General features: G+C 67.7%; 18 protein-coding genes. 10 read left to right on the top strand and 8 right to left on the bottom strand.

Annotated features, from left to right (window positions below; genetic code table 11):
• Nucleotides 1–159 precede the first annotated feature (159 nt).
• Nucleotides 160–1,089: a DUF808 domain-containing protein gene (locus tag AC3WL7_RS15695; RefSeq protein ID WP_492751462.1), complete on the top strand. Its 930-nt coding sequence runs from the start codon at nt 160–162 to the stop codon at nt 1,087–1,089.
• 93 nt (nt 1,090–1,182) lie between these two features.
• Here the strand turns inward: AC3WL7_RS15695 and AC3WL7_RS15690 are convergent, their stop codons facing one another.
• Complete coding sequence (locus AC3WL7_RS15690) at nt 1,183–2,721, bottom strand: GGDEF domain-containing protein (protein ID WP_079223943.1); 1,539 nt, start codon at nt 2,719–2,721, stop codon at nt 1,183–1,185.
• A 107-nt stretch (nt 2,722–2,828) separates the two neighbouring features.
• Between AC3WL7_RS15690 and AC3WL7_RS15685 the strand changes: the two genes are divergently transcribed.
• The 3 genes from AC3WL7_RS15685 (at nt 2,829) to AC3WL7_RS15675 (ending at nt 4,765) form a co-directional block, all read left to right on the top strand.
• Nucleotides 2,829–3,464: a Rossmann-fold NAD(P)-binding domain-containing protein gene (locus AC3WL7_RS15685; protein ID WP_079223941.1), complete on the top strand. Its 636-nt coding sequence runs from the start codon at nt 2,829–2,831 to the stop codon at nt 3,462–3,464.
• Nucleotides 3,464–4,171 (top strand): helix-turn-helix transcriptional regulator, encoded by a 708-nt coding sequence (locus tag AC3WL7_RS15680; protein WP_492751458.1) that lies wholly within the window; start codon nt 3,464–3,466, stop codon nt 4,169–4,171. Before AC3WL7_RS15685 ends, AC3WL7_RS15680 begins: the two co-directional genes overlap by 1 nt.
• 207 nt (nt 4,172–4,378) lie before the next feature.
• The gene (locus tag AC3WL7_RS15675) at nt 4,379–4,765 is read left to right on the top strand and encodes a VOC family protein (RefSeq protein ID WP_200732489.1); all 387 of its coding nucleotides are present in this window, start codon (nt 4,379–4,381) and stop codon (nt 4,763–4,765) included.
• 97 nt (nt 4,766–4,862) lie between these two features.
• On the opposite strand, the gene AC3WL7_RS15670 is transcribed toward AC3WL7_RS15675, so the two are convergent.
• The 4 genes from AC3WL7_RS15670 to pdhA are packed head-to-tail and all read right to left on the bottom strand — an operon-like array spanning nt 4,863 to nt 8,739.
• Nucleotides 4,863–6,245, bottom strand: a complete 1,383-nt coding sequence (locus AC3WL7_RS15670; protein ID WP_492751455.1) for a dihydrolipoamide acetyltransferase family protein — start codon at nt 6,243–6,245, stop codon at nt 4,863–4,865.
• On the bottom strand, nt 6,242–6,595 hold the full coding sequence (locus AC3WL7_RS15665) for an SH3 domain-containing protein (RefSeq protein ID WP_079223933.1): 354 nt from the start codon (nt 6,593–6,595) through the stop codon (nt 6,242–6,244). Before AC3WL7_RS15665 ends, AC3WL7_RS15670 begins: the two co-directional genes overlap by 4 nt.
• A gap of 1 nt (nt 6,596) precedes the next feature.
• Nucleotides 6,597–7,664, bottom strand: coding sequence for an alpha-ketoacid dehydrogenase subunit beta (locus tag AC3WL7_RS15660; RefSeq protein ID WP_079223931.1), 1,068 nt, complete (start codon nt 7,662–7,664; stop codon nt 6,597–6,599).
• Entirely contained in the window at nt 7,657–8,739 is a 1,083-nt protein-coding gene (pdhA, locus tag AC3WL7_RS15655) for a pyruvate dehydrogenase (acetyl-transferring) E1 component subunit alpha (protein WP_079223930.1), read from the bottom strand. The genes AC3WL7_RS15660 and pdhA overlap by 8 nt, the downstream gene beginning before the upstream one ends.
• Nucleotides 8,740–9,077: 338 nt before the next feature.
• On the opposite strand from pdhA, the gene AC3WL7_RS15650 reads away from it, so the two are divergent.
• The 4 genes from AC3WL7_RS15650 (at nt 9,078) to AC3WL7_RS15635 (ending at nt 13,518) form a co-directional block, all read left to right on the top strand.
• Complete coding sequence (locus tag AC3WL7_RS15650; protein ID WP_492751451.1) at nt 9,078–9,953, top strand: tryptophan 2,3-dioxygenase; 876 nt, start codon at nt 9,078–9,080, stop codon at nt 9,951–9,953.
• Nucleotides 9,954–10,134: 181 nt separating this feature from the next.
• The gene (locus AC3WL7_RS15645) at nt 10,135–11,634 is read left to right on the top strand and encodes a peptide MFS transporter (protein ID WP_492751447.1); all 1,500 of its coding nucleotides are present in this window, start codon (nt 10,135–10,137) and stop codon (nt 11,632–11,634) included.
• Between the two features lie 16 nt (nt 11,635–11,650).
• Entirely contained in the window at nt 11,651–12,262 is a 612-nt protein-coding gene (locus tag AC3WL7_RS15640) for a thioredoxin family protein (protein WP_492751444.1), read from the top strand.
• Between the two features lie 128 nt (nt 12,263–12,390).
• Entirely contained in the window at nt 12,391–13,518 is a 1,128-nt protein-coding gene (locus AC3WL7_RS15635) for a hypothetical protein (protein WP_492751441.1), read from the top strand.
• Nucleotides 13,519–13,545: 27 nt separating this feature from the next.
• On the opposite strand, the gene AC3WL7_RS15630 is transcribed toward AC3WL7_RS15635, so the two are convergent.
• Nucleotides 13,546–13,785, bottom strand: a complete 240-nt coding sequence (locus AC3WL7_RS15630) for a hypothetical protein (protein ID WP_079223925.1) — start codon at nt 13,783–13,785, stop codon at nt 13,546–13,548.
• 659 nt (nt 13,786–14,444) lie between these two features.
• Nucleotides 14,445–14,939 carry a MarR family winged helix-turn-helix transcriptional regulator gene (locus AC3WL7_RS15625; RefSeq protein ID WP_079223924.1) on the bottom strand — a complete coding sequence of 165 codons (495 nt, stop codon included), beginning with the start codon at nt 14,937–14,939 and terminating at the stop codon, nt 14,445–14,447.
• Between the two features lie 129 nt (nt 14,940–15,068).
• On the opposite strand from AC3WL7_RS15625, the gene hppD reads away from it, so the two are divergent.
• On the top strand, nt 15,069–16,181 hold the full coding sequence (gene hppD, locus AC3WL7_RS15620; protein ID WP_174208704.1) for a 4-hydroxyphenylpyruvate dioxygenase: 1,113 nt from the start codon (nt 15,069–15,071) through the stop codon (nt 16,179–16,181).
• A gap of 85 nt (nt 16,182–16,266) precedes the next feature.
• Nucleotides 16,267–17,565 (top strand): homogentisate 1,2-dioxygenase, encoded by a 1,299-nt coding sequence (gene hmgA, locus AC3WL7_RS15615; RefSeq protein WP_492751438.1) that lies wholly within the window; start codon nt 16,267–16,269, stop codon nt 17,563–17,565.
• 127 nt (nt 17,566–17,692) lie between these two features.
• Here hmgA and AC3WL7_RS15610 read toward each other — a convergent pair whose 3' ends face one another.
• Nucleotides 17,693–18,256: a hypothetical protein gene (locus AC3WL7_RS15610; RefSeq protein ID WP_492751436.1), complete on the bottom strand. Its 564-nt coding sequence runs from the start codon at nt 18,254–18,256 to the stop codon at nt 17,693–17,695.
• Nucleotides 18,257–18,280: the final 24 nt, after the last annotated feature.

Genomic DNA, 18,280 nt, shown 5'->3' with positions numbered 1-18,280 from the left:
CCGCTGGCCGGCAACGCCGGGGCGGGGCGGCTGCCGGCCAGCGGCCGGCACTACCGGGGCCCTGCAGTGTGGCCGGGCGGCAGTAGGCACGCGGTGAACCCGCTTCCGCAGCAGGCACCGGATCAGTCAGAATCCGTCCATCCCCTCTTTGGATCCACCATGGCCGGTGCCAGCCTGTTTGCCCTGCTCGACGATATCGCCACCCTGCTCGACGACGTCTCGATCCTCACCAAGGTCGCGGCGAAGAAAACCGCCGGCGTGCTGGGCGACGACCTGGCGCTGAACGCGCAGCAGGTGACCGGCGTCAACGCCAACCGCGAACTGCCGGTGGTGTGGGCGGTGGCCAAGGGCTCCCTGGTGAACAAGGTGATCCTGGTGCCGGCGGCGCTGGCGATCAGCGCGCTGGAGGCCTGGCTGCACAGCCGGGGCTGGAACGTGCCGCTGATCGTGCCGCTGATGATGATCGGCGGTGCCTTCCTGTGCTTCGAAGGCGTGGAAAAGCTGGCCCACCGCTTCCTGCATTCGGCCGATGAGGACGCCGAGCACCAGGCCGAGCGCCGCAAGGCGCTTGCCGATGCGCAGGTGGACATGGTGGCGTGGGAGAAGGACAAGGTGAAGGGTGCCATCCGCACCGACTTCATCCTCTCGGCCGAGATCATCGTGCTGACCCTGGGCGTGGTCGCCACCGCGGCCTTCACCCAGCAGCTGGTAACCCTGGCCGTGGTGGCCTTGGCGATGACGGTGTTCGTCTACGGGCTGGTGGCCGGCATCGTGAAGCTGGATGACGTGGGCCTGTACCTGTCGCGCAAGGGCGGGGCGGTGGCTGCGTTCGGCCGTGGCCTGGTGGTGTCCGCGCCGTGGCTGATGAAGTTCCTGTCGGTGGCCGGCACCATCGCCATGTTCCTGGTCGGCGGCGGCATCCTGGTGCACAACGTGCCGGTGCTGCACCACGCGGTGCAGGGCTTCGGTGGCGAAGGGCAGTGGGGTTGGCTGATCAGTGCGGCGGCGAACATGGTGGTCGGCATCGTTGCCGGCGCGATCGTGCTGGCCGCGGTGACCGGGTTCCAGAAACTGCGCGGGAAGCTGTAGAGCCGAGCCCATGCTCGGCTGCATTGAAGGGCGTGCCGACCAACGGTCGGCACCCACCAGCCGCCGCCGCCGGGCCATGCCCACCAGGGCGGGTTACCCCGCCTGCACCCGGTTCTTGCCCTGGCGCTTGGCAACATACAGGGCCTCATCGGCGCGGCGCAGCAGGGCCTCGGCATCATCGCCGGGCTGCCACTGCGCCAGGCCGGCGCTGAAATGCACCGGTACGCGCTGGTCCTGCACGGTCAGCACGCGATGGGCCAGCGAGCGCTGCAGGCGCTGCACCGTGGCCATGCTGTCGGCGCCCGGGGTTTCCGGCAGCACCAGCACGAACTCGTCACCGCCGAGCCGGGCAACACCATCGGTGGCGCGCAGCAGCAGGCGGCAGATCGACACCAGGTGCTGCAGCAGGGCATCACCGCCGGCATGGCCATGGGTATCGTTGGTCTGGTGGAAGTCATCCAGGTCGATCACCGCCAGGCCCAGCGGCGTGTTGTTGCGCGCCGCCCGTGCCATTTCCCGCTGCAGCATTTCGTCCAGCCCACGCCGGTTCAGGGCCTGGGTCAACGGATCGATGCGGGCCAGGTCGCCGGCCTCGCGCAGTTCCTGTTCCAGCTCGGTGATGCGCCGCTCGGCCCGTTCCACTTCCTGCCGCGCGCTGGCCAGGTGGTCACGCGCCTGCGCGGCCTGCTGCTGCACCTTGCCGGTGTCGTGCATCACTTCCTGCAGCAGGTGGTTGAGGTCGGCGATGCTGCGCGCCTCGCGCAGCTGCAGGGCATAGGTGCCGATGCGGTCGTGGTACTCACCGGTGCTGGCGGCCATGCCGTCCATGCGCTCGATGAACTCGCCCATCAGGCCGCGCATCGCCGCCTTTGAATCATCGATGCCCTGGCGCAGCAGCCCCTGCTTGTAGATCACCTCGCGCAGTTCGGCACGCGTGCGCTCGACCGATTCCGCTTCCAGCGGCCCGGCCAGCAGCTGGCGTACGGCCGCGATCTGCCCCTGCAGCCAGCTGCGGTCATCCAGCAGCTCGCTCACGTTTTCCAGCAGCAGGGCAAACAGCTCCAGCAGCAGCGCCTGCTGTTCCTGCCAGCTTTCCGCACGCACGCCCACCTGGTGGCCCAGCTCGCGCACGCCCTGTTCGATGGGCTCCAGCGGCGCCCCCGGCTGCCATTGCCGCAGCTGGGCGGCCAGCGCCTGGGCCTGCTCGCGCAGGTCCGGGTCGTGCAGCAGCAGCGACACCACCGCGCCGCCCAGCAGCAGGCGCAGCTGTTCGGACAGGCGCAGGCTGTCGGGCTGGCCATCGGGCGAATGCTGCTCGATGGTGCGGATGTACTTGTCGATCAGCTGCCGCATCGCCCGGCCGTAGCGCGGCCAGTCGGCACTGGCCTGCGCCGACTGCAGGCGGTCGCCCATGTCGCCCAGCTCGCCGGGCAGGGTGGCCATGCCATTGGCAAAGGCGGCCAGCAGCGGCTCGGGGGCATCGGCACCGGCAAACAGCTGCTGCAGGGCCACGGCCGTGCCGCCCTGCAGGACCACCCGGTCGCCACGGCCATCGTCGGGTACCGCGCGCGTGCGCGCCGGCGGTCCCAGGGCGGTGCCGGGGGCAGGGCGGTGGTCGGGCTGGTCCGTCATGGCAAGAAAATCCTGGGGCTGGCAGGGACTGGTGACAGCATATCGGCGCGGCCGCCGACGGCTTGAACGGCTACGATGGGCGACAGGATGCCGTAGGGGAGGTGGGTATGCGCGTGATGTTGCTGGGGGCGACCGGCCTGGTCGGCGGGCTGGCCCTGCCGATGCTGCTGGACGACCCGCTTTGCCGCGCGATAGTGGCCCCGACCCGGCGCCCGCTGGGCCTGAGCCATCCGAAGCTGCATGCCCCCGTGCTGTCGTTCGACGCGCTGCCCGATGCGCCGGACTGGGCGCAGGTGGATGCGGTGATCTGCGCCTTGGGCAGCACGATGGCCCAGGCCGGCAGCCGCGAGGCCTTCTACCGCATCGACCACGATTACCCGCTGGCCTTCGCCCGGCTGGCGCGCAGCCAGGGCGCCCGCGTGTTCGTGCTGAACTCGGCCGCTGGTGCCAATGCTGGCTCGGCGTTCTTCTACAATCGGGTGAAGGGCGAGCTCGAGCGCGATCTACGCGCGCTCACCTTTGCTTCGCTCACCCTGGTGCGGCCAGGCCTGATTGGTGGGCAGCGGCAGCAGGTTCGCCGTGGCGAACACTTCGCCCTGCAGGTGCTTGGCGCGCTCGGGCCGGTACTGCCGCGGGCATGGCGGATCAATCCGGCCAGCCGTATCGCCAGGGCGCTGGTGGATGCCGCGCTGGCGCCGCCGCCGGGCGAACACGTGGTGGCGTCCAGCGCGCTGGTCGGCTGATGTCGCGTGCGCTGCGCCTGAGCCAACTGCTGCAGCTGCTGCGCCGGCATCGCCGGCCGGTGGCCGGGCAGGCGCTGGCCGATGCGCTCGGCATCAGCCTGCGCACGCTGTACCGCGACATCGAGACGCTGCGTTCACAGGGCGCCGACCTGCGTGGTGAGGCCGGCGTGGGTTACCAGTTGGTGCCCGGCGACGTGCTGCCGCCGATGACCCTGCCCCCGGCCGAGATCGATGCACTGGTGCTGGGCCTGCGCTGGGTGGCCGCCCGCACCGAGCCGGCGCTGGCCGACGCCGCCCGTGATGCGCTGGCACGCATCGCCCACGTACTGCCAGCGGCACGCCGCGAAGCACTGCGCGACAGCGGCCTGCGCGTAGGCCCCTCGAAAGCCGCGGCGAAGGTGCCATCGGCGCGCCTGCAGGCAGTGCGCGAGGCGGTAGGCGCGCAGATGCGGCTGCAGTTTGCCTATGAGGATGCACAAGGGCAGCGCACCGAGCGCGTGGTCTGGCCCTTCGCGCTGGGCTATTTCGATGAAGTGCAGATGCTGGCGGCGTGGTGCGAAAGCCGCGAAGACTTCCGCCATTTCCGCCTGGACCGCATCCGCCGGGTACGCACGCTGGAAGCGCGTTACCTGGTGCCGCGCGGCACGTTGCTGCGGCGCTGGCAGAAAGCACAGGGCATCGCCCCGGATTGGCTGGACCAGTCGTGAGTTGCCGGCCGGGGGAGATAGAGAAGCGGGGGTAGAGTCGACTGCTAGTCGACTATCGCGCGCAGCGCGGGACTTTATGAGGCAAGAGCAGTCGACTGACAGTCGACTCTACGAAGGCAGAAACAGAAGCCAGCGCCGCCACGCTGCTGACAGGATCTGTCAGCAGGGCCGCACCACCATGGGCACTCCCAACAACGGAGGTTCCCCATGTTCAAGCCCAGCACCCTGCTGCAGTACGTGCGTGATGTCGCGGCCAGTGCCACGTTCTACAGCAGCATCCTCGGCACGCCGCCGGTCGAGCAGTCGCCCGGCTTCGCCCTGTTCCTGCTGGGCGATGGCGCGGCGCTGGGCCTGTGGCAGCGTGATGGCGTGCTGCCAGCGGTCACCGCAGAAGCCGGCGCGGCCGAGCTGGCGATGGTGGTGGCCAACGTTGCAGAAGTGCAGCAGCTGCACGACGCCTGGCGCGCGCTTGGCGTGCAGATCACCCAGGCGCCGGTGACCCTGGAATTCGGCCACACCTTCGTTGGCGTCGATCCCGATGGCCATCGCCTGCGCGTGTACAGCCGTGCCGAGGGCATGGTCGCGCGCGACTGATCGCCACGCTGCGCGCAAAAAAAACGCCGGGCAGTGCCCGGCGTTTTTTCAGGTCATGTGCCAACCAACGGTTGGCACCCACCAATCAGGTGGTGGATCAGCTGGCCAGTGCCAGGTCGTCCATCATCGCGCGCAGGAAGCGGGCCGCTTCGCCGCCGGTGGCGGCGCGGTGGTCGAAGGTCACCGACAGCGGGATGACCTTGTGTGCTTCCACGCCGCCCATCACCGGGGTCATCTGGTGGCGGGCACGGCCGGCACCGATGATGGCCACGCACGGCGGCACCACGACCGGGGTCGCGTAGCGGCCGGCGAACATGCCGAAGTTGGACAGCGAGATGGTGTAGCCGCTCAGTTCGGAGGCCGCGATGGAACGGGCTTCCACCTGTTCGCGCAGGCGGTTGACGCCTTCGCGGATGCCACGGGCATCGAGCATGTCGGCATTGCGCAGCGCCGGCACGAACAGGCCGTCGTCGGTGTCCACGGCGATGCCGATGTCCACCTGCGCGTGCAGGGTGCGGGTCAGCGCTTCGCCGTCGAACCAGGCGTTCATGGCCGGCACCTTCTGCGCGGCAACCACGATCGCGCGCACCAGGCGGGCGGTGACGTCGTTGCCCGGCAGCCAGGCGTGGATGTCGGCGTCGTCATTCAGCGTGGTCGGCACGACCTTGCTGTGCGCATCGGCCATCACCCGCGCCATGTTGCGGCGCACGCCCTTCAGCGGCTCCGGCTGGCCCTTGGCGACCACGCCCGGCGGCTGGGTACGCATCGGCTTGCCGGCGGCGGACAGCGGGGTGCGGGCTTCGCTCTGCACCGGCGCAGCCACCTGGGCCGGGGCCGGGGCGGTATACGCAGCAGCGGCGGCCACCGGTGCCGGGGCAGCACCCAGCTTGGCGCTGCCGTCGGCCGCAGCCTGCTTGACGTCGGCCATGGTCACCGCGCCATCGGCGCCGGTGGCGCGCACGCGGGCCAGGTCGACGCCCAGCTTGCGCGCGGTGGCACGCACGGCCGGCACGGCCTTGACGCCACCGACGGCCAGCGCCTGTTCGGTGTGCACGGCATTGGAGCTCTGCATCGCGCCGACCACGGTGCCGGCGTCATCACGCTCGGCCTTTTCTTCAGCGGCGGCAGCCACCGAGGCGGCTGGCAGCGGCGGCGGGTTCGGTGCGGCCGGGGCCGCCGGGGCGTGCCCGTGGCTGTGGCCGGTGTCCTGGCCATCGGCGCGCTGCGGCAGGTTCGGGTCGATCTCGAAGCTGGCCAGCACCGCGCCGGTCGGGATGATGTCGCCGGCGGCGCCGGACAGCTTCAGCACCTTGCCGGACACCGGCGAAGGCACTTCCACCACGGCCTTGGCGGTCTCCATCGACACCAGCGGCGCGTCCAGCTTGATCACGTCGCCTTCCTTGACGAACCACTCGACGATGGTCGCGTCCGGCAGGCCTTCACCCAGGTCGGGCAGGTTGAAATTCTTGGTCTGGCTCATGTGCAGTTCTCTTCCAGCAGTTCCAGTTCGCGGGCCGGCAGCCAGCCCGTCGCGCCATTCGCGCGCTCGGACCACCACCACCCACCATGTTCGTGATGCAGCTTCACCATCTCGCCGTTTTCCACATCCAGCTCGCGGGCGTCGTAATCGCGCAGGGCTTCGGCGCGACCATCATCCAGCAGCTGCAGCCAAGCGACGGGCGCCCATCCAGCGCGCCCATCGTTGGTGCGTACCCAGGCAAACGCCGGCCATTCCTCGTCACGTACACCGACTTCGACGATCTGGCCGGTGCGGAACCGGAGCGGGTTGGAATACTGGCTGCGGTAAGCCCCAAGGAGGCGGGCCCGCATGTCAGCCTGCCGCCACCGCGCGCTTGGCCGCGGTCACGATCCGGTCCACGCTGGGCAGGTACTTCATTTCCAGGCGGAACAGCGGAATGTGGGTGTCGTAGCCGGTAACGCGCTCGACCGGGGCCAGCAGGTCGTACAGGGATTCCTCGGCCAGGCGCGCGGCGATCTCGGCACCGAAACCCGCGGTCTTCGGGGCTTCCTGCACGACCACGCAGCGGCCGGTCTTGGCCACCGATTCGGCGATGGTGGCGAAGTCCAGCGGACGCAGCGTGGCCACGTCGATGACTTCGGCACTGATGCCTTCGCCGGCCAGCTTGTCGGCCGCTTCCAGCGCTTCCTTCACCTGTGCGCCCCAGGCCACCAGGGTCACGTCGGTGCCGTCGCGCAGCACGAAGCACACGTCCAGCGGCAGCGCTTCGCCGTCGTTGACGACCACTTCCTTGTACTGGCGGTAGATGCGCTTGGGCTCCATGTAGATCACCGGGTCGGGATCACGCATGGCGGCCAGCAGCAGGCCGTAGGCACGCTGCGGGCTGGACGGCAGCACCACGCGCAGGCCCGGCACGTTGGTGAAGATCGATTCGTTGGCTTCGCTGTGGTGTTCCGGCGCGCGGATGCCACCGCCCCACGGCACGCGCAGCACCATCGGGCAGTGCAGGCGGCCACGGGTACGGGTGCGCAGGCGCGCGGCGTGGCAGATGATGTGGTCGACCATCGGGTAGACGAAGCCGTCGAACTGGGCTTCGGCCACCGGCTTCATGCCCTGCGCGGCCAGGCCGACGGTCAGGCCGGCAATGGTGGTTTCATCCAGCGGGGTGTCGAGGATGCGCTGCGAACCAAAGCGCTGCTGCAGGCCGGCGGTGGCACGGAACACGCCGCCGTTGACGCCCACGTCCTCGCCCAGCACCAGCACCGACGGGTCGTGTTCCAGCTCCCAGGCCAGGGCCTGGGTGATGGCTTCGATCAGGGTGATGGGGGTAGCGGTCATTGCGATATCTCCACCGGCGACAGCGGCGCTGTCGGCGGCATTGGCCTGGGAAGCGGATGCGCCCGTCTTGATGTCATCCATGGCGCTGCTCCAGGGCAATGGCGGCCGCGCGCTGGGCCAGCAGGTCGGCCGGCGGATCGGCATACAGGTAGTCGAACATCGCCTCGACCGGCTGCACCGGGGTATTGAGGTACTGGTTCACTTCCTCGTCCACCTTGGCCGCGCACTGCTCGACCCAGGTCTTTTCTTCGTCTTCGCTCCACACGCCCTGGGCGATGAGGTACTTGCGCAGGCGCAGCATCGGCTCACGGGTCCAGGCATCCTTCACTTCGGCGTCGTCGCGGTAACGGCGTGCGTCGTCGGCGGTGGTGTGGTCGGACAGGCGGTAGGTCAGCAGCTCCAGCACGGTGCCGCCGTCGCCAGCCAGGCCGCGTTCGCGCGCCTGTTCCATTGCGGCCAGCACGGCGATCAGGTCATTGCCGTCCACCTGCAGGCAGTGCAGGCCACCGGCCAGGCCCTTCTGGGCCAGGGTTTCGGCACCGGTCTGGGCCGAACGCGGCACCGAGATCGCCCAGCCGTTGTTGACGATGCACAGGATCAGCGGGAGCTTGTAGGCACCGGCGGAATTGAGCGCGGCGTAGAAGTCGGTCTTGGAGCTGCCGCCATCGCCGCACACCGCCACCGCGATCTGCGCTTCGTTGTTGAGCTTGAACTTCAGCGCAGCGCCGGCAGCATGCAGGCACTGGGTGGAGATCGGCACGCAGAACGGGAAGTCCTTCACCGCGTTGCCGGTGTAGTCGTTGCCGCGCTCGTCGCCGCCCCAGTACATCAGCACGTCGTACGGGCGCACGCCACGCATGAACATCGCACCGTATTCGCGGTAGCTGGGCGCGAACACGTCGCCGGCCTTCATCGCAGCGCCGATGCCGACGTGTGCGGCTTCGTGGCCCAGGCAGGCGGCATAGGTGCCGAGCTTGCCGGTGCGCTGCAGCGCGATGGATTTGCTGTCGAACGTGCGTACGTACAGCATCTGCTTGAACAGCGGCACCAGGACGGCCGGATCCTTCAGGGATGCGGGCAGGTCGTCACGGACGAGCTTGCCGTCCGCGTCCAGGTACTGCAGGTATTCGATCTTGAACTCAGCGGCAACCGTCATTGCGTACTGCACCTTCGACAGAGAAGTTACAAATGATATGAATCGCCATGTTAAGGAACGCGTACGAAATAGCCTTCCTGCGGCGCAACACGGGGATTCCCCTTTGTACCCCTGGCGACGGCTCGGGGGCCAATAACAACAACGTATTCAGTCGTTGCTGCAAAGCATCAGAATACGCCTTTGGCTGACTGCCGGCGCAACGGCGCGAAAGGTTCCACGCGCAACGGCGGTTCCACAGGCCGACTGCACGCCCCGGTATGGTCCGCACGCTGCCCCTTGCCCGCTGCCCGCACGGCAGGCAACGCGCTACCCTTGCCGCCCCTGATCTGGTCCCGCCCATGTCCGTCGACAACAACCAACGCGATCTCGAAGCCGGCATCCACACCGACCTGCACGGGCGCCTGACCTACGGCGGCTACCTGCGGCTGGACCAGCTGCTGACCGCGCAGCAGCCGCTGTCCAACCCGCCGCATCACGACGAGATGCTCTTCATCATCCAGCACCAGACCTCGGAGCTGTGGCTGAAGCTGCTGGGCCACGAGCTGCGGGCGGCGATCGGCTTCCTGCAGCGCGATGAAGTCTGGCAGTGCCGCAAGGTGCTGGCGCGCAGCAAGCAGGTGCTGCGCCAGCTGACCGAGCAGTGGTCGGTGCTGGAAACGCTGACCCCGTCCGAGTACATGGGCTTCCGCGATGTGCTGGGCCCGTCCTCCGGTTTCCAGTCGCTGCAGTACCGCTACATCGAGTTCCTGCTGGGCAACAAGAACGAGCAGATGCTGCAGGTGTTCGAGCATGACGTGGAAGGCCAGGCGCAGCTGCGCAGCGTGCTGGAAGCGCCGAGCCTGTACGAGGAATTCCTGAAGTACCTGGCGCGCTTCGGCCACGCCATCCCCGACCTCTACACCGACCGTGACTGGACCCTGCCGCACGTGTCCGACGACAGCCTGCAGCCGGTGTTCGCCCGCATCTACCAGGACACCGACCGCTACTGGCGCGAGTACTCGCTGTGCGAGGACCTGGTGGACCTGGAAACCGCCTTCCAGCTGTGGCGCTTCCGCCACATGCGTACCGTGATGCGGGTGATCGGCTTCAAGCGCGGCACTGGCGGCTCCTCCGGAGTGGGCTTTTTGCGACAGGCCTTGGAGCTGACCTTTTTCCCCGAGCTGTTCCAGGTGCGCACCAGCCTGCAGGTGCCACCGCCGGCCGACCCGGCCTGAGCCCCATTCAGCAAGGCCGCCGGCGACGGGCTGGATCGTTTCAGATGCAAGTTCAGCGAGCAGGCCGTGACCTGCCTCAAACGGCGTGTATTTGACGTGAACGCCAGAAGTCGGTGATCCTCGCGCGTTGCTCCAAGCGCACATCGGATGTGCCGTCCATCCACCGAACCAGGAAACCCGCATGAGCCTAAACGCCACTGCGAACACCCCAGAGCCGGCCGTGCCGGAATTCAAGACCCTGATGGGCCACCCGCGCCCGTTGTGGATGCTGTTCATGACCGAGTTCTGGGAGCGCTTTGCGTTCTACGGCATCCGCTGGGCCTTGGTGCTGTACATCGTTGCCCAGTTCCGCAACGGCAGTGCCGCCGGCGAAGCCGACGCCAGCCGCATCTACGGCGCCTACCTGGCCCTGGTGTACGCCGCGGCGATCTTCGGTGGCTACGTGGCCGACCGGGTGCTGGGCTACCAGCGGTCGATCCTGACCGGCGCGGTCATCATGGCCGCAGGCCTGTTCATGATCGCCCTGCCGCAGGAGCACATCTTCAAGCTCGGCCTGGCCACGATCATCGTCGGCAACGGCATGTTCAAGCCCAACATCTCCACCATGGTCGGCAAGCTGTACGGCCTGAAGGATGAGCGCCGCGATTCGGGCTTCACCATCTTCTACATGGGCATCAACATCGGCGCGATGATCGCCCCGGTGCTGACCGAGTACCTGGCCCGCAAGATCTTCGGCACCGCCGAGATGCCGTCCTACAAGATCGTGTTCATCGCCTCCGGCGTGGGCATGCTGATTTCGCTGGTGTGGTTCTACATCGGTCGCGCCGGCCTGAAGGGCATTGGTGCACCGCCGGCCGGCGCCGAAGGCATCGGCCCGATCATCAAGGTGGTGGTGGGTGCGATCGTCGCCATTCCGGTGTCGTACTTCCTGCTGGCCACCGGCGCCGCTGCGCTGGCCTGGATCCTGGGCGCGATGTTCACCATCCTGGCCATCCTGCTGCTGGTGGAAGGCATCCGCGAGGGCAAGGTGCAGCGCGACCGCGTGATCGCCATGCTGATCATCTTCGCCTTCAACGTGATGTTCTGGATGTTCTTCGAACAGGCGGGCAGCTCCTTCACCTTCCTGGCCGACAACATCGTCAACCGCAAGTTCGGTGACTGGACCTTCCCGACCGCGTGGTTCCAGTCGGTCAACTCGGTGGCCATCATCACCCTGGCGCCGATCATCGCCTGGATCTGGGTAGCCATGGGCAGCGCCAATCCGTCCATCCCGCGCAAGTTCGGCCTGGGCCTGCTGTTCAACGGCGCCGCCTTCGCCCTGCTGATGTTCGCCCTGTCGCAGATGGTCGTGGACGGCAAGATTCCGTTCTGGACCCTGTTCATGGTCTACGTCATCCAGTCGGTGGGTGAGCTGTGCCTGTCGCCGATCGGCCTGTCGATGGTGACCAAGCTGGCCCCGGTGCGCCTGGTCGGCTTCGGCATGGGTGGCTGGTTCCTGTCCACCGGCATCGGCAACAACCTGTCGGGTATCTTCGCCGGCGCGGTGTCCGGTGAAGGTGGCATGACGATCGAATCGGCACTGAAGGGGTATACCTTCGGTTTCTGGGCCCTGATCGGCTCCGGCGTGGTGCTGTTCCTGGTGGCCCCGCTGATCAACAAGCTGATGCACGGCGTCAAGTAAACAGAGGGTAGTGGGCATGCGTACAACGTTCGGCAGTGCAGTGGTGGCAGTGGTGTGTGCGGCGCTGATCGGCGCCTGTTCCCAGCAACCGCCGCCGGCACCGGCCGAACCCACGCAGCCGCTCGACACCCGTCCCACCGAGCCACCGGCCGCTGATCCCAGCGCGCCGGTGGCCTCGGGCAACACCCCGGCGGCGGCCGATATCGCCGCCATCGCCGGCCTCAATGCCAGCTTCGACCCGGCCCGCGACCCGGCCGCCGATCTGGAAACGGCCAAGGTCGAAGCCCAGCGCGGCAACAAGCACATCATCCTGGACGTAGGCGGCGAGTGGTGCCCCTGGTGCCACCTGATGGACCAGTTCGTGGAAGGCGATGCCGAAATCCGCCGCTTCCGCGATGCGAACTACGTCTGGATGAAGGTGAACTACAGCGAAGAGAACGAGAACGCGGCGTTTCTCTCGGAGTACCCGCAGGTGAAGGGGTACCCGCACCTGTTCGTGCTCGATTCCGATGGCACCCTGCTGCAGTCGCAGTTCACCGGCGAGCTGGAAAAAGCCAAGAACGAAGGCAAGGGCTACAACCGCAGCAAGTTCATGGCCTTCCTGAAGAAGTGGGCGCCGCAGCGCTGACCCCGTATTTGTAGAGCCGAGCCCATGCTCGGCTGCCGTGGCTCGACCGCTACAGAAACCCACCCCATGGCCGCTAACGGCAAGGACGTCAGTCGACAGGATCGTCGGCTGCCCCTACCGGAGCGCCCATGCACACCGACCACGCCCAACGCTTGCCCGAAGCGGCCAGTGACGCCGCCCCCGAGGGGGTGAGCCTGCCGCCGCAGGATGCCCTGCTGGATGACGCAGGCACCGGCGAGGACACCGTGGAGCTGGCGCCGCCGCGCCACCGCCTGCCGCAGATCGCCCTGCCGGACAACGTCGTGCTGAAGGGCGCGGTGCAGAAGCTGGTTGAACAGAAGGCCCGCCTGGACCGCCTGGCCGCCGACGGCCAGTTGGCTGGCCTGCTGCCGCCGGAATGGCAGGGCAATGGCCTGCGCGCGATTGATCTGCCCAGCTTCGTGCAGGGCGTATTGCCGTTCCTGCACACCGGCGAACGTGGCGAGACCGCGCCGGCACGCCTGCCGGTGCGCCACGTGCTGGGCGACGACAGCCGCTGGGGCGTGGACGACGTGGCCGAACCGAAATCGCTGGCCTGGTACCTGGCCGCGGATGAGCGCGCCACTGCTGGCAGCAAGGACGTCGCCGAAGCCTGGCTGGTCGGCGCGCTCGGCCTGGCCTGGATGCAGGAAGGGCGCAGCCGCCCCGGGTTCCTGCGCGCGATGGAACAGGACAGCATGGCCGCACGGGTGACCATGCTGGGCTACCCGCCGCCGGGCGAGCTTGCCCTGTACAACGTGACCGCGCACGGCCAGGCGCAGATCTGGTGCGTGTACGGCCGGCGCAAGGTACGCCCGCTGGTGGCGCCGTGGCTGAGCGTGCCGCTGCTGACCGCCTATGGCGTGGTCGCGCCGGGCGCGTGGCCGGCCAGCTTCCCGCCGGTAGAGGCCGTGGCCGAGGCCATCGCCGCCGCCCGCCCGGGCCGGCTGGTGCCGGAAGTCGACCTGGGCAAGGTGGTGGCGAAGATCGCCGAAGACACCGCCTCGGAGGCCTGGCAGCCGGTCAGCCTGCTGCAGCTCAACACCTGGTCGCCGCGCTGGACCTTCTTCCTCGGCACCTTCGTCGGCCTGCCATCGTTGCTGCTGGTCGCTGCCGCGCTGGCGCTGCCCGGTGCGATCGAAGCGGCTACGGTTGCCGCCTCGCTGGGCTTTGCCGGCGGTGCCATCGCCGCGTTGGCCGTGCCGTGGATCCATGCGCGGCGCAAGCACCTGAGCTGAGCAGGAGCATCCACGCATGGCGTGGATCTACTCGCGCACGAGCCGCAGCGCGGTCGCGTAGGCCTTGGCGAAGCTGGTGAAGTCGCGCAGCCGGTTCAGCGAGAGCAGGAACCCGGGCGGGCAGGGCTTCAGGCGATGGTGTTCAAACCAGGCATCGGCGATGGACTCCACCGTCGCCAGCGCCTCATCGATGCACTGCAGGTCAGCCTCATGATCGAGGGTGATGGGGGAGGGCGCCGGGTCTTTGCGGCGGGCGGATCGGGACATGGCGGGATTCCTGAGCCTGGATCAACGGGCGTTCAACCCCGGCAGCGGTGCTCCGCTGCGCGCCCAACCTCGCCTCGGCCGGAGCGTTCGTCCAATAGGCAAAACCACTCGATTGAGGCCGTTGGATAGGCCTGATCTGTCCAAGACGATGCTACCGGGCCAATTCCGAAACATCAGGTGGCAACGCCGACAGCCAGTGACGCGTGAGGCCCGGGTGCCGTTCGTCGGCGGACACCCAATTGCACGCGATCAACGTCATCAACGACGGCCCGATGCACCCGCGAAGGGTTACCGACGACACGCTGGGCGAGGCAGGCAACGCCATCCACGCATGGCGTGGATCTACCAGAACGGGTGGGTGCCGACCGTTGGTCGGCACCGGTTCTGACCCACAATTGATTTCGATATCTGACAGATGTGCCGACCAACGGTCGGCACCCACCGACAGCGCACGGAATCTGTCAGAGGTGGGGCGGTGTGGGCTTGCAGGACCGTTGGCGCCATGGATGGCGCCATCGAGCCCCAGGAACGGGTTCACGGCGTGTCCTGCAAGGCCACAACGCCCCGCCATCCAGCGGAAAGCCAGCGGTCGCCGTTGAAGTTGCCGGCCAGCGGCCGGCACTACCGGGGACCGGGGCAGAGCCCCGGAAACCTTCCCCTCAGACGCCTTCGCCCATCCGCTCCAGGCCATCGCCGGCCAGCCGCAGGATCAGCTTCTCCAGCACCTGCTCCTCTTCCTCGCTCAGCACCGACATCAGCTTGCGGGTGATCTCGATCACCAGCGGCGCGATCGTCTCGTACACCTCGAAACCCGCCGCTGACAGCGCCAGCACCGAGCGCCGGCGGTCATCGCCGTGCGTCTCACGCTTGATGAAACCGCGCTCCAGCAGGCGCGCCACCGCGCGGCTGACCGCGACCTTGTCCATCGCCGTGCGATCGGAAACCTCGCTGGCCGACGACCCCGGGTACAGCGCCAGGATGGTGATCACCCGCCACTCGGGAATGGCCAGGCCGTAGCGGTCGCCATAGAGCTTGGCGATGTTGCCGCTCACACGGTTGGACAGCACGCTCAGCCGATATGGCAGGAACTGTTCCAGGTCGAGCAGGACGTGCGAGGCACGCACGCGGGTGGAGGCGGGGTCGGCTGGGCTCATGCTGCGGTGCACCTTGCTGGTGGTTTCAAGTGTAACTATAAGTGGTATGTCCGGACCCTGCATTCTCGCCGGGTCCACCCTAGCCCGCACCTGGTTTGTACCGATGCGGTACCGATTCGGAGCCACGCCATGAATACCGCAGTCCCGACCGCCTCGCACCCGAACCCCGGCATGCAGGTCACCACCTTCGAAAACCCGATGGGCATCGACGGCTTCGAGTTCGTCGAATTTGCCGCCCCGGCCGGCCGTGGCCAGGAGCTGCACGAGTACTTCCGCAAGATGGGCTTCAGCGCGGTGCTCAAGCACAAGCAGCGTCCGATTACCGTCTATCGCCAGGGCGACGTCAACTTCCTCGTCAACGAAGACCCCGATTCCTTCGCCGCCGACTTCGCCGAAAAGCACGGCCCCTGCGCCTGCGGCTTTGCCATCCGCTTCAAGAAGCCGGGCCAGGAGGTCTACCAGACCGCCCTGGGCAACGGCGCCGAGGCCATCGCCTTCAAGCCGGACAGCAAGGCCGTCAACGCCCCGGTCATCAAGGGCATCGGCGATTGCATGCTGTACCTGGTCGACCGCTACGGCAGCGCCGGCAGCGTCTTCGATGGCGACTACGAAGTGATCGACGGCGCCGACCTGCGTCCGTTCGGCTTCGGCCTGACCTTCATCGACCACCTGACCCACAACCTGTACTTCGGCAACATGCAGCAGTGGTCGGATTACTACGAGCGCCTGTTCAACTTCCGCGAGATCCGCTACTTCGACATCAAGGGCCTGAAGACCGGCCTGGTGTCCAAGGCGATGACCGCCCCGGACGGCATCGTGCGCATCCCGCTGAACGAGTCGTCCGACCCGAAGAGCCAGATCAACGAGTATCTGGACGCGTACAAGGGCGAGGGCATCCAGCACATCGCCTGCTTCACCGACAACATCTACGAGACCGTCGAAGCCATGCGCGCGCAGGGCGTGGACTTCCTCGACACGCCGGAGACCTACTTCGATGTGATCGACCAGCGCGTGCCCAACCACGGTGAAGACGTGGCGCGCCTGGCGAAGAACAAGATCCTCATCGACGCCGACCCGGAAACCCACCAGCGCAAGCTGCTGCAGATCTTCACCCAGAACTGCATCGGCCCGATCTTCTTCGAGATCATCCAGCGCAAGGGCAACGAGGGCTTCGGCGAAGGCAACTTCACCGCGCTGTTCGAAAGCATCGAGCGCGACCAGATCCGCCGCGGCGTGCTGTAACGTCTGCAGGCAATGTCGGCGGCCCGCCGGCATTGCCTGTCCGAATGGTAGTGCCGGCCGCTGGCCGGCAATCTCTGGAGTTCCCATGTCCACCGCCCTCACCGCCCGCGGCTACCAGTCCGGTTTCGGCAACGAGTTCGCCACCGAGGCCGTCGCCGGCGCGCTGCCGGTCGGGCAGAACTCACCGCAGAAGGTGGCCCACGGGCTGTACGCCGAACAGCTCTCGGGCACCGCGTTCACCGCCCCGCGCGGCAGCAACCGCCGCAGCTGGCTGTACCGCATCCGCCCGGCGGTGACCCACGGCGAGTTCACCCCGTTCGCGCAGTCGCAGCTGCAGTGTGATTTCGGCGCACAGCCGGCCTCGCCCAACCAGATGCGCTGGAGCCCGCTGCCGCTGCCGGAACTGCCGACCGATTTCGTCGAAGGCCTGTACACGATGGGCGGCAACGGCTCGCCCGATGCGCACGCCGGCGTCGGCATCCATCTGTACGCGGCCAACCGGGACATGGTGGGCCGCTACTTCTACAACGCCGATGGCGAACTGCTGATCGTGCCGCAGCTGGGCGCGCTGCGCCTGCTGACCGAACTGGGCGTGGTCGAGGTCGAGCCGCAGCAGATTGCGGTGATCCCGCGTGGCGTGCGTTTCCGCGTCGAGCTGCCCGACGGCCCCAGCCGCGGCTACATCTGCGAGAACTACGGCGCGCTGCTGAAGCTGCCGGACCTGGGCCCGATCGGTGCCAACGGCCTGGCCAATCCGCGTGACTTCGAAACGCCGCACGCCGCGTTCGAGGACCTGGACGGTGATTTCGAACTGATCGCCAAGTTCGAGGGCCGCCTGTGGCGCGCGCCCATCGATCATTCGCCGCTGGACGTGGTGGCCTGGCACGGCAACTACGCGCCGTACCGCTACGACCTGCGTCGCTTCAACACCATCGGCTCGATCAGTTACGACCACCCGGACCCGTCGATCTTCCTGGTACTGCATTCGCCCAGCGACACACCGGGCACCAGCAACATGGATTTCGCCATCTTCCCGCCGCGCTGGCTGGTGGCGCAGAACACGTTCCGCCCGCCGTGGTTCCACCGCAACATCGCCAGCGAATTCATGGGCCTGGTGCACGGTGCCTACGACGCCAAGGCCGAAGGCTTCGTGCCCGGTGGCGCATCGCTGCACAACTGCATGAGCGGGCATGGCCCGGATGCGCCGACCTTCGACAAGGCGTCCAACGCCGACCTGTCCAAGGCCGATGTCATCAAGGACACGATGGCCTTCATGTTCGAGACCCGCGCGGTGATCCGCCCGAGCGCGCAGGCGTTGGCGGCCGGCCACCGCCAGGGCGATTACCAGCAGTGCTGGAACGGCCTGCGCAACCATTTCCGTTGATCCATTGCATCCACGCATGGCGTGGATCTACTGACGGGATGCGGGATCCACGCATGGCGTGGATCCACGTGGTCAATCCGACCGGTGATGTTGTAGATCCACGCCATGCGTGGATGTTTTCGCGACCCTACGCCGTTGCCGCGAAGGCGTCGCAATGCTCCGTCGGCAGCGCCTCCAGCAGGCGCTGCCGCACGCGCTCGCAGTAGCCGTCGGAGGTCATGCCCGGCAACGCCTGCAACGCTGCCTGCAGCACCTTCACCACATCCTCTTCGGCGCGGGCCTGCTGCAGGTCGCGGAACAGGGCGGCGGCCATCGGATTGCGCTGCATCTCCAGGATGCCCAGCAGGTAGATGCGCGCGGCCACCAGCGAGCGGCGGCGCTCCACCGGGGCGGCAGGTGCAGGCACTGGCGCAGCTGCAGGGACCACTGCGGGTGCCACCGCCGCCGTCGGGCGGGGAGCCACGGGCGGTGACGGTGCCGGTGGTGGTGGCGCGGGCGCGCCGGTTTCCAGGTAGCCGCCCTGGACCAGCTGGATCACCATGGCGGGCGCCTCCTGGCCGATCAAGCCGGTCAGGTCGGCGATGCTGCGCTGGCCGTCGCACAGGATCAGCAGCCGGCGCTGGCGCATGTCCAGCGGCGCGCGGTGGGCCTGCAGCGCGGTTCGGGCGAGGTCGGTCTTGCGCGGTTGCATGGAAAGGACAGCCAAGTCGGTGCA

The organism is Stenotrophomonas sp. FW305-3-2-15-E-LB1, assembly GCF_058787375.1.
The sequence above is the reverse complement of the archived record's forward strand: the minus strand, read 5'-3'. Positions and strand labels throughout refer to the sequence as shown.

Coding starts and splice junctions, on each gene's coding strand:
- AC3WL7_RS15690 (WP_079223943.1), bottom strand. CDS start 2,721: ATGACGGACCAGCCCGACCACCGCCCTGCCCCCGGCACCGCCCTGGGA.
- AC3WL7_RS15610 (WP_492751436.1), bottom strand. CDS start 18,256: ATGCAACCGCGCAAGACCGACCTCGCCCGAACCGCGCTGCAGGCCCAC.
- hppD (WP_174208704.1), top strand. CDS start 15,069: ATGAATACCGCAGTCCCGACCGCCTCGCACCCGAACCCCGGCATGCAG.
- hmgA (WP_492751438.1), top strand. CDS start 16,267: ATGTCCACCGCCCTCACCGCCCGCGGCTACCAGTCCGGTTTCGGCAAC.
- AC3WL7_RS15645 (WP_492751447.1), top strand. CDS start 10,135: ATGAGCCTAAACGCCACTGCGAACACCCCAGAGCCGGCCGTGCCGGAA.
- AC3WL7_RS15640 (WP_492751444.1), top strand. CDS start 11,651: ATGCGTACAACGTTCGGCAGTGCAGTGGTGGCAGTGGTGTGTGCGGCG.
- AC3WL7_RS15675 (WP_200732489.1), top strand. CDS start 4,379: ATGTTCAAGCCCAGCACCCTGCTGCAGTACGTGCGTGATGTCGCGGCC.
- AC3WL7_RS15650 (WP_492751451.1), top strand. CDS start 9,078: ATGTCCGTCGACAACAACCAACGCGATCTCGAAGCCGGCATCCACACC.
- pdhA (WP_079223930.1), bottom strand. CDS start 8,739: ATGACGGTTGCCGCTGAGTTCAAGATCGAATACCTGCAGTACCTGGAC.
- AC3WL7_RS15695 (WP_492751462.1), top strand. CDS start 160: ATGGCCGGTGCCAGCCTGTTTGCCCTGCTCGACGATATCGCCACCCTG.
- AC3WL7_RS15665 (WP_079223933.1), bottom strand. CDS start 6,595: ATGCGGGCCCGCCTCCTTGGGGCTTACCGCAGCCAGTATTCCAACCCG.
- AC3WL7_RS15660 (WP_079223931.1), bottom strand. CDS start 7,664: ATGGATGACATCAAGACGGGCGCATCCGCTTCCCAGGCCAATGCCGCC.
- AC3WL7_RS15670 (WP_492751455.1), bottom strand. CDS start 6,245: ATGAGCCAGACCAAGAATTTCAACCTGCCCGACCTGGGTGAAGGCCTG.
- AC3WL7_RS15680 (WP_492751458.1), top strand. CDS start 3,464: ATGTCGCGTGCGCTGCGCCTGAGCCAACTGCTGCAGCTGCTGCGCCGG.
- AC3WL7_RS15630 (WP_079223925.1), bottom strand. CDS start 13,785: ATGTCCCGATCCGCCCGCCGCAAAGACCCGGCGCCCTCCCCCATCACC.
- AC3WL7_RS15625 (WP_079223924.1), bottom strand. CDS start 14,939: ATGAGCCCAGCCGACCCCGCCTCCACCCGCGTGCGTGCCTCGCACGTC.
- AC3WL7_RS15635 (WP_492751441.1), top strand. CDS start 12,391: ATGCACACCGACCACGCCCAACGCTTGCCCGAAGCGGCCAGTGACGCC.
- AC3WL7_RS15685 (WP_079223941.1), top strand. CDS start 2,829: ATGCGCGTGATGTTGCTGGGGGCGACCGGCCTGGTCGGCGGGCTGGCC.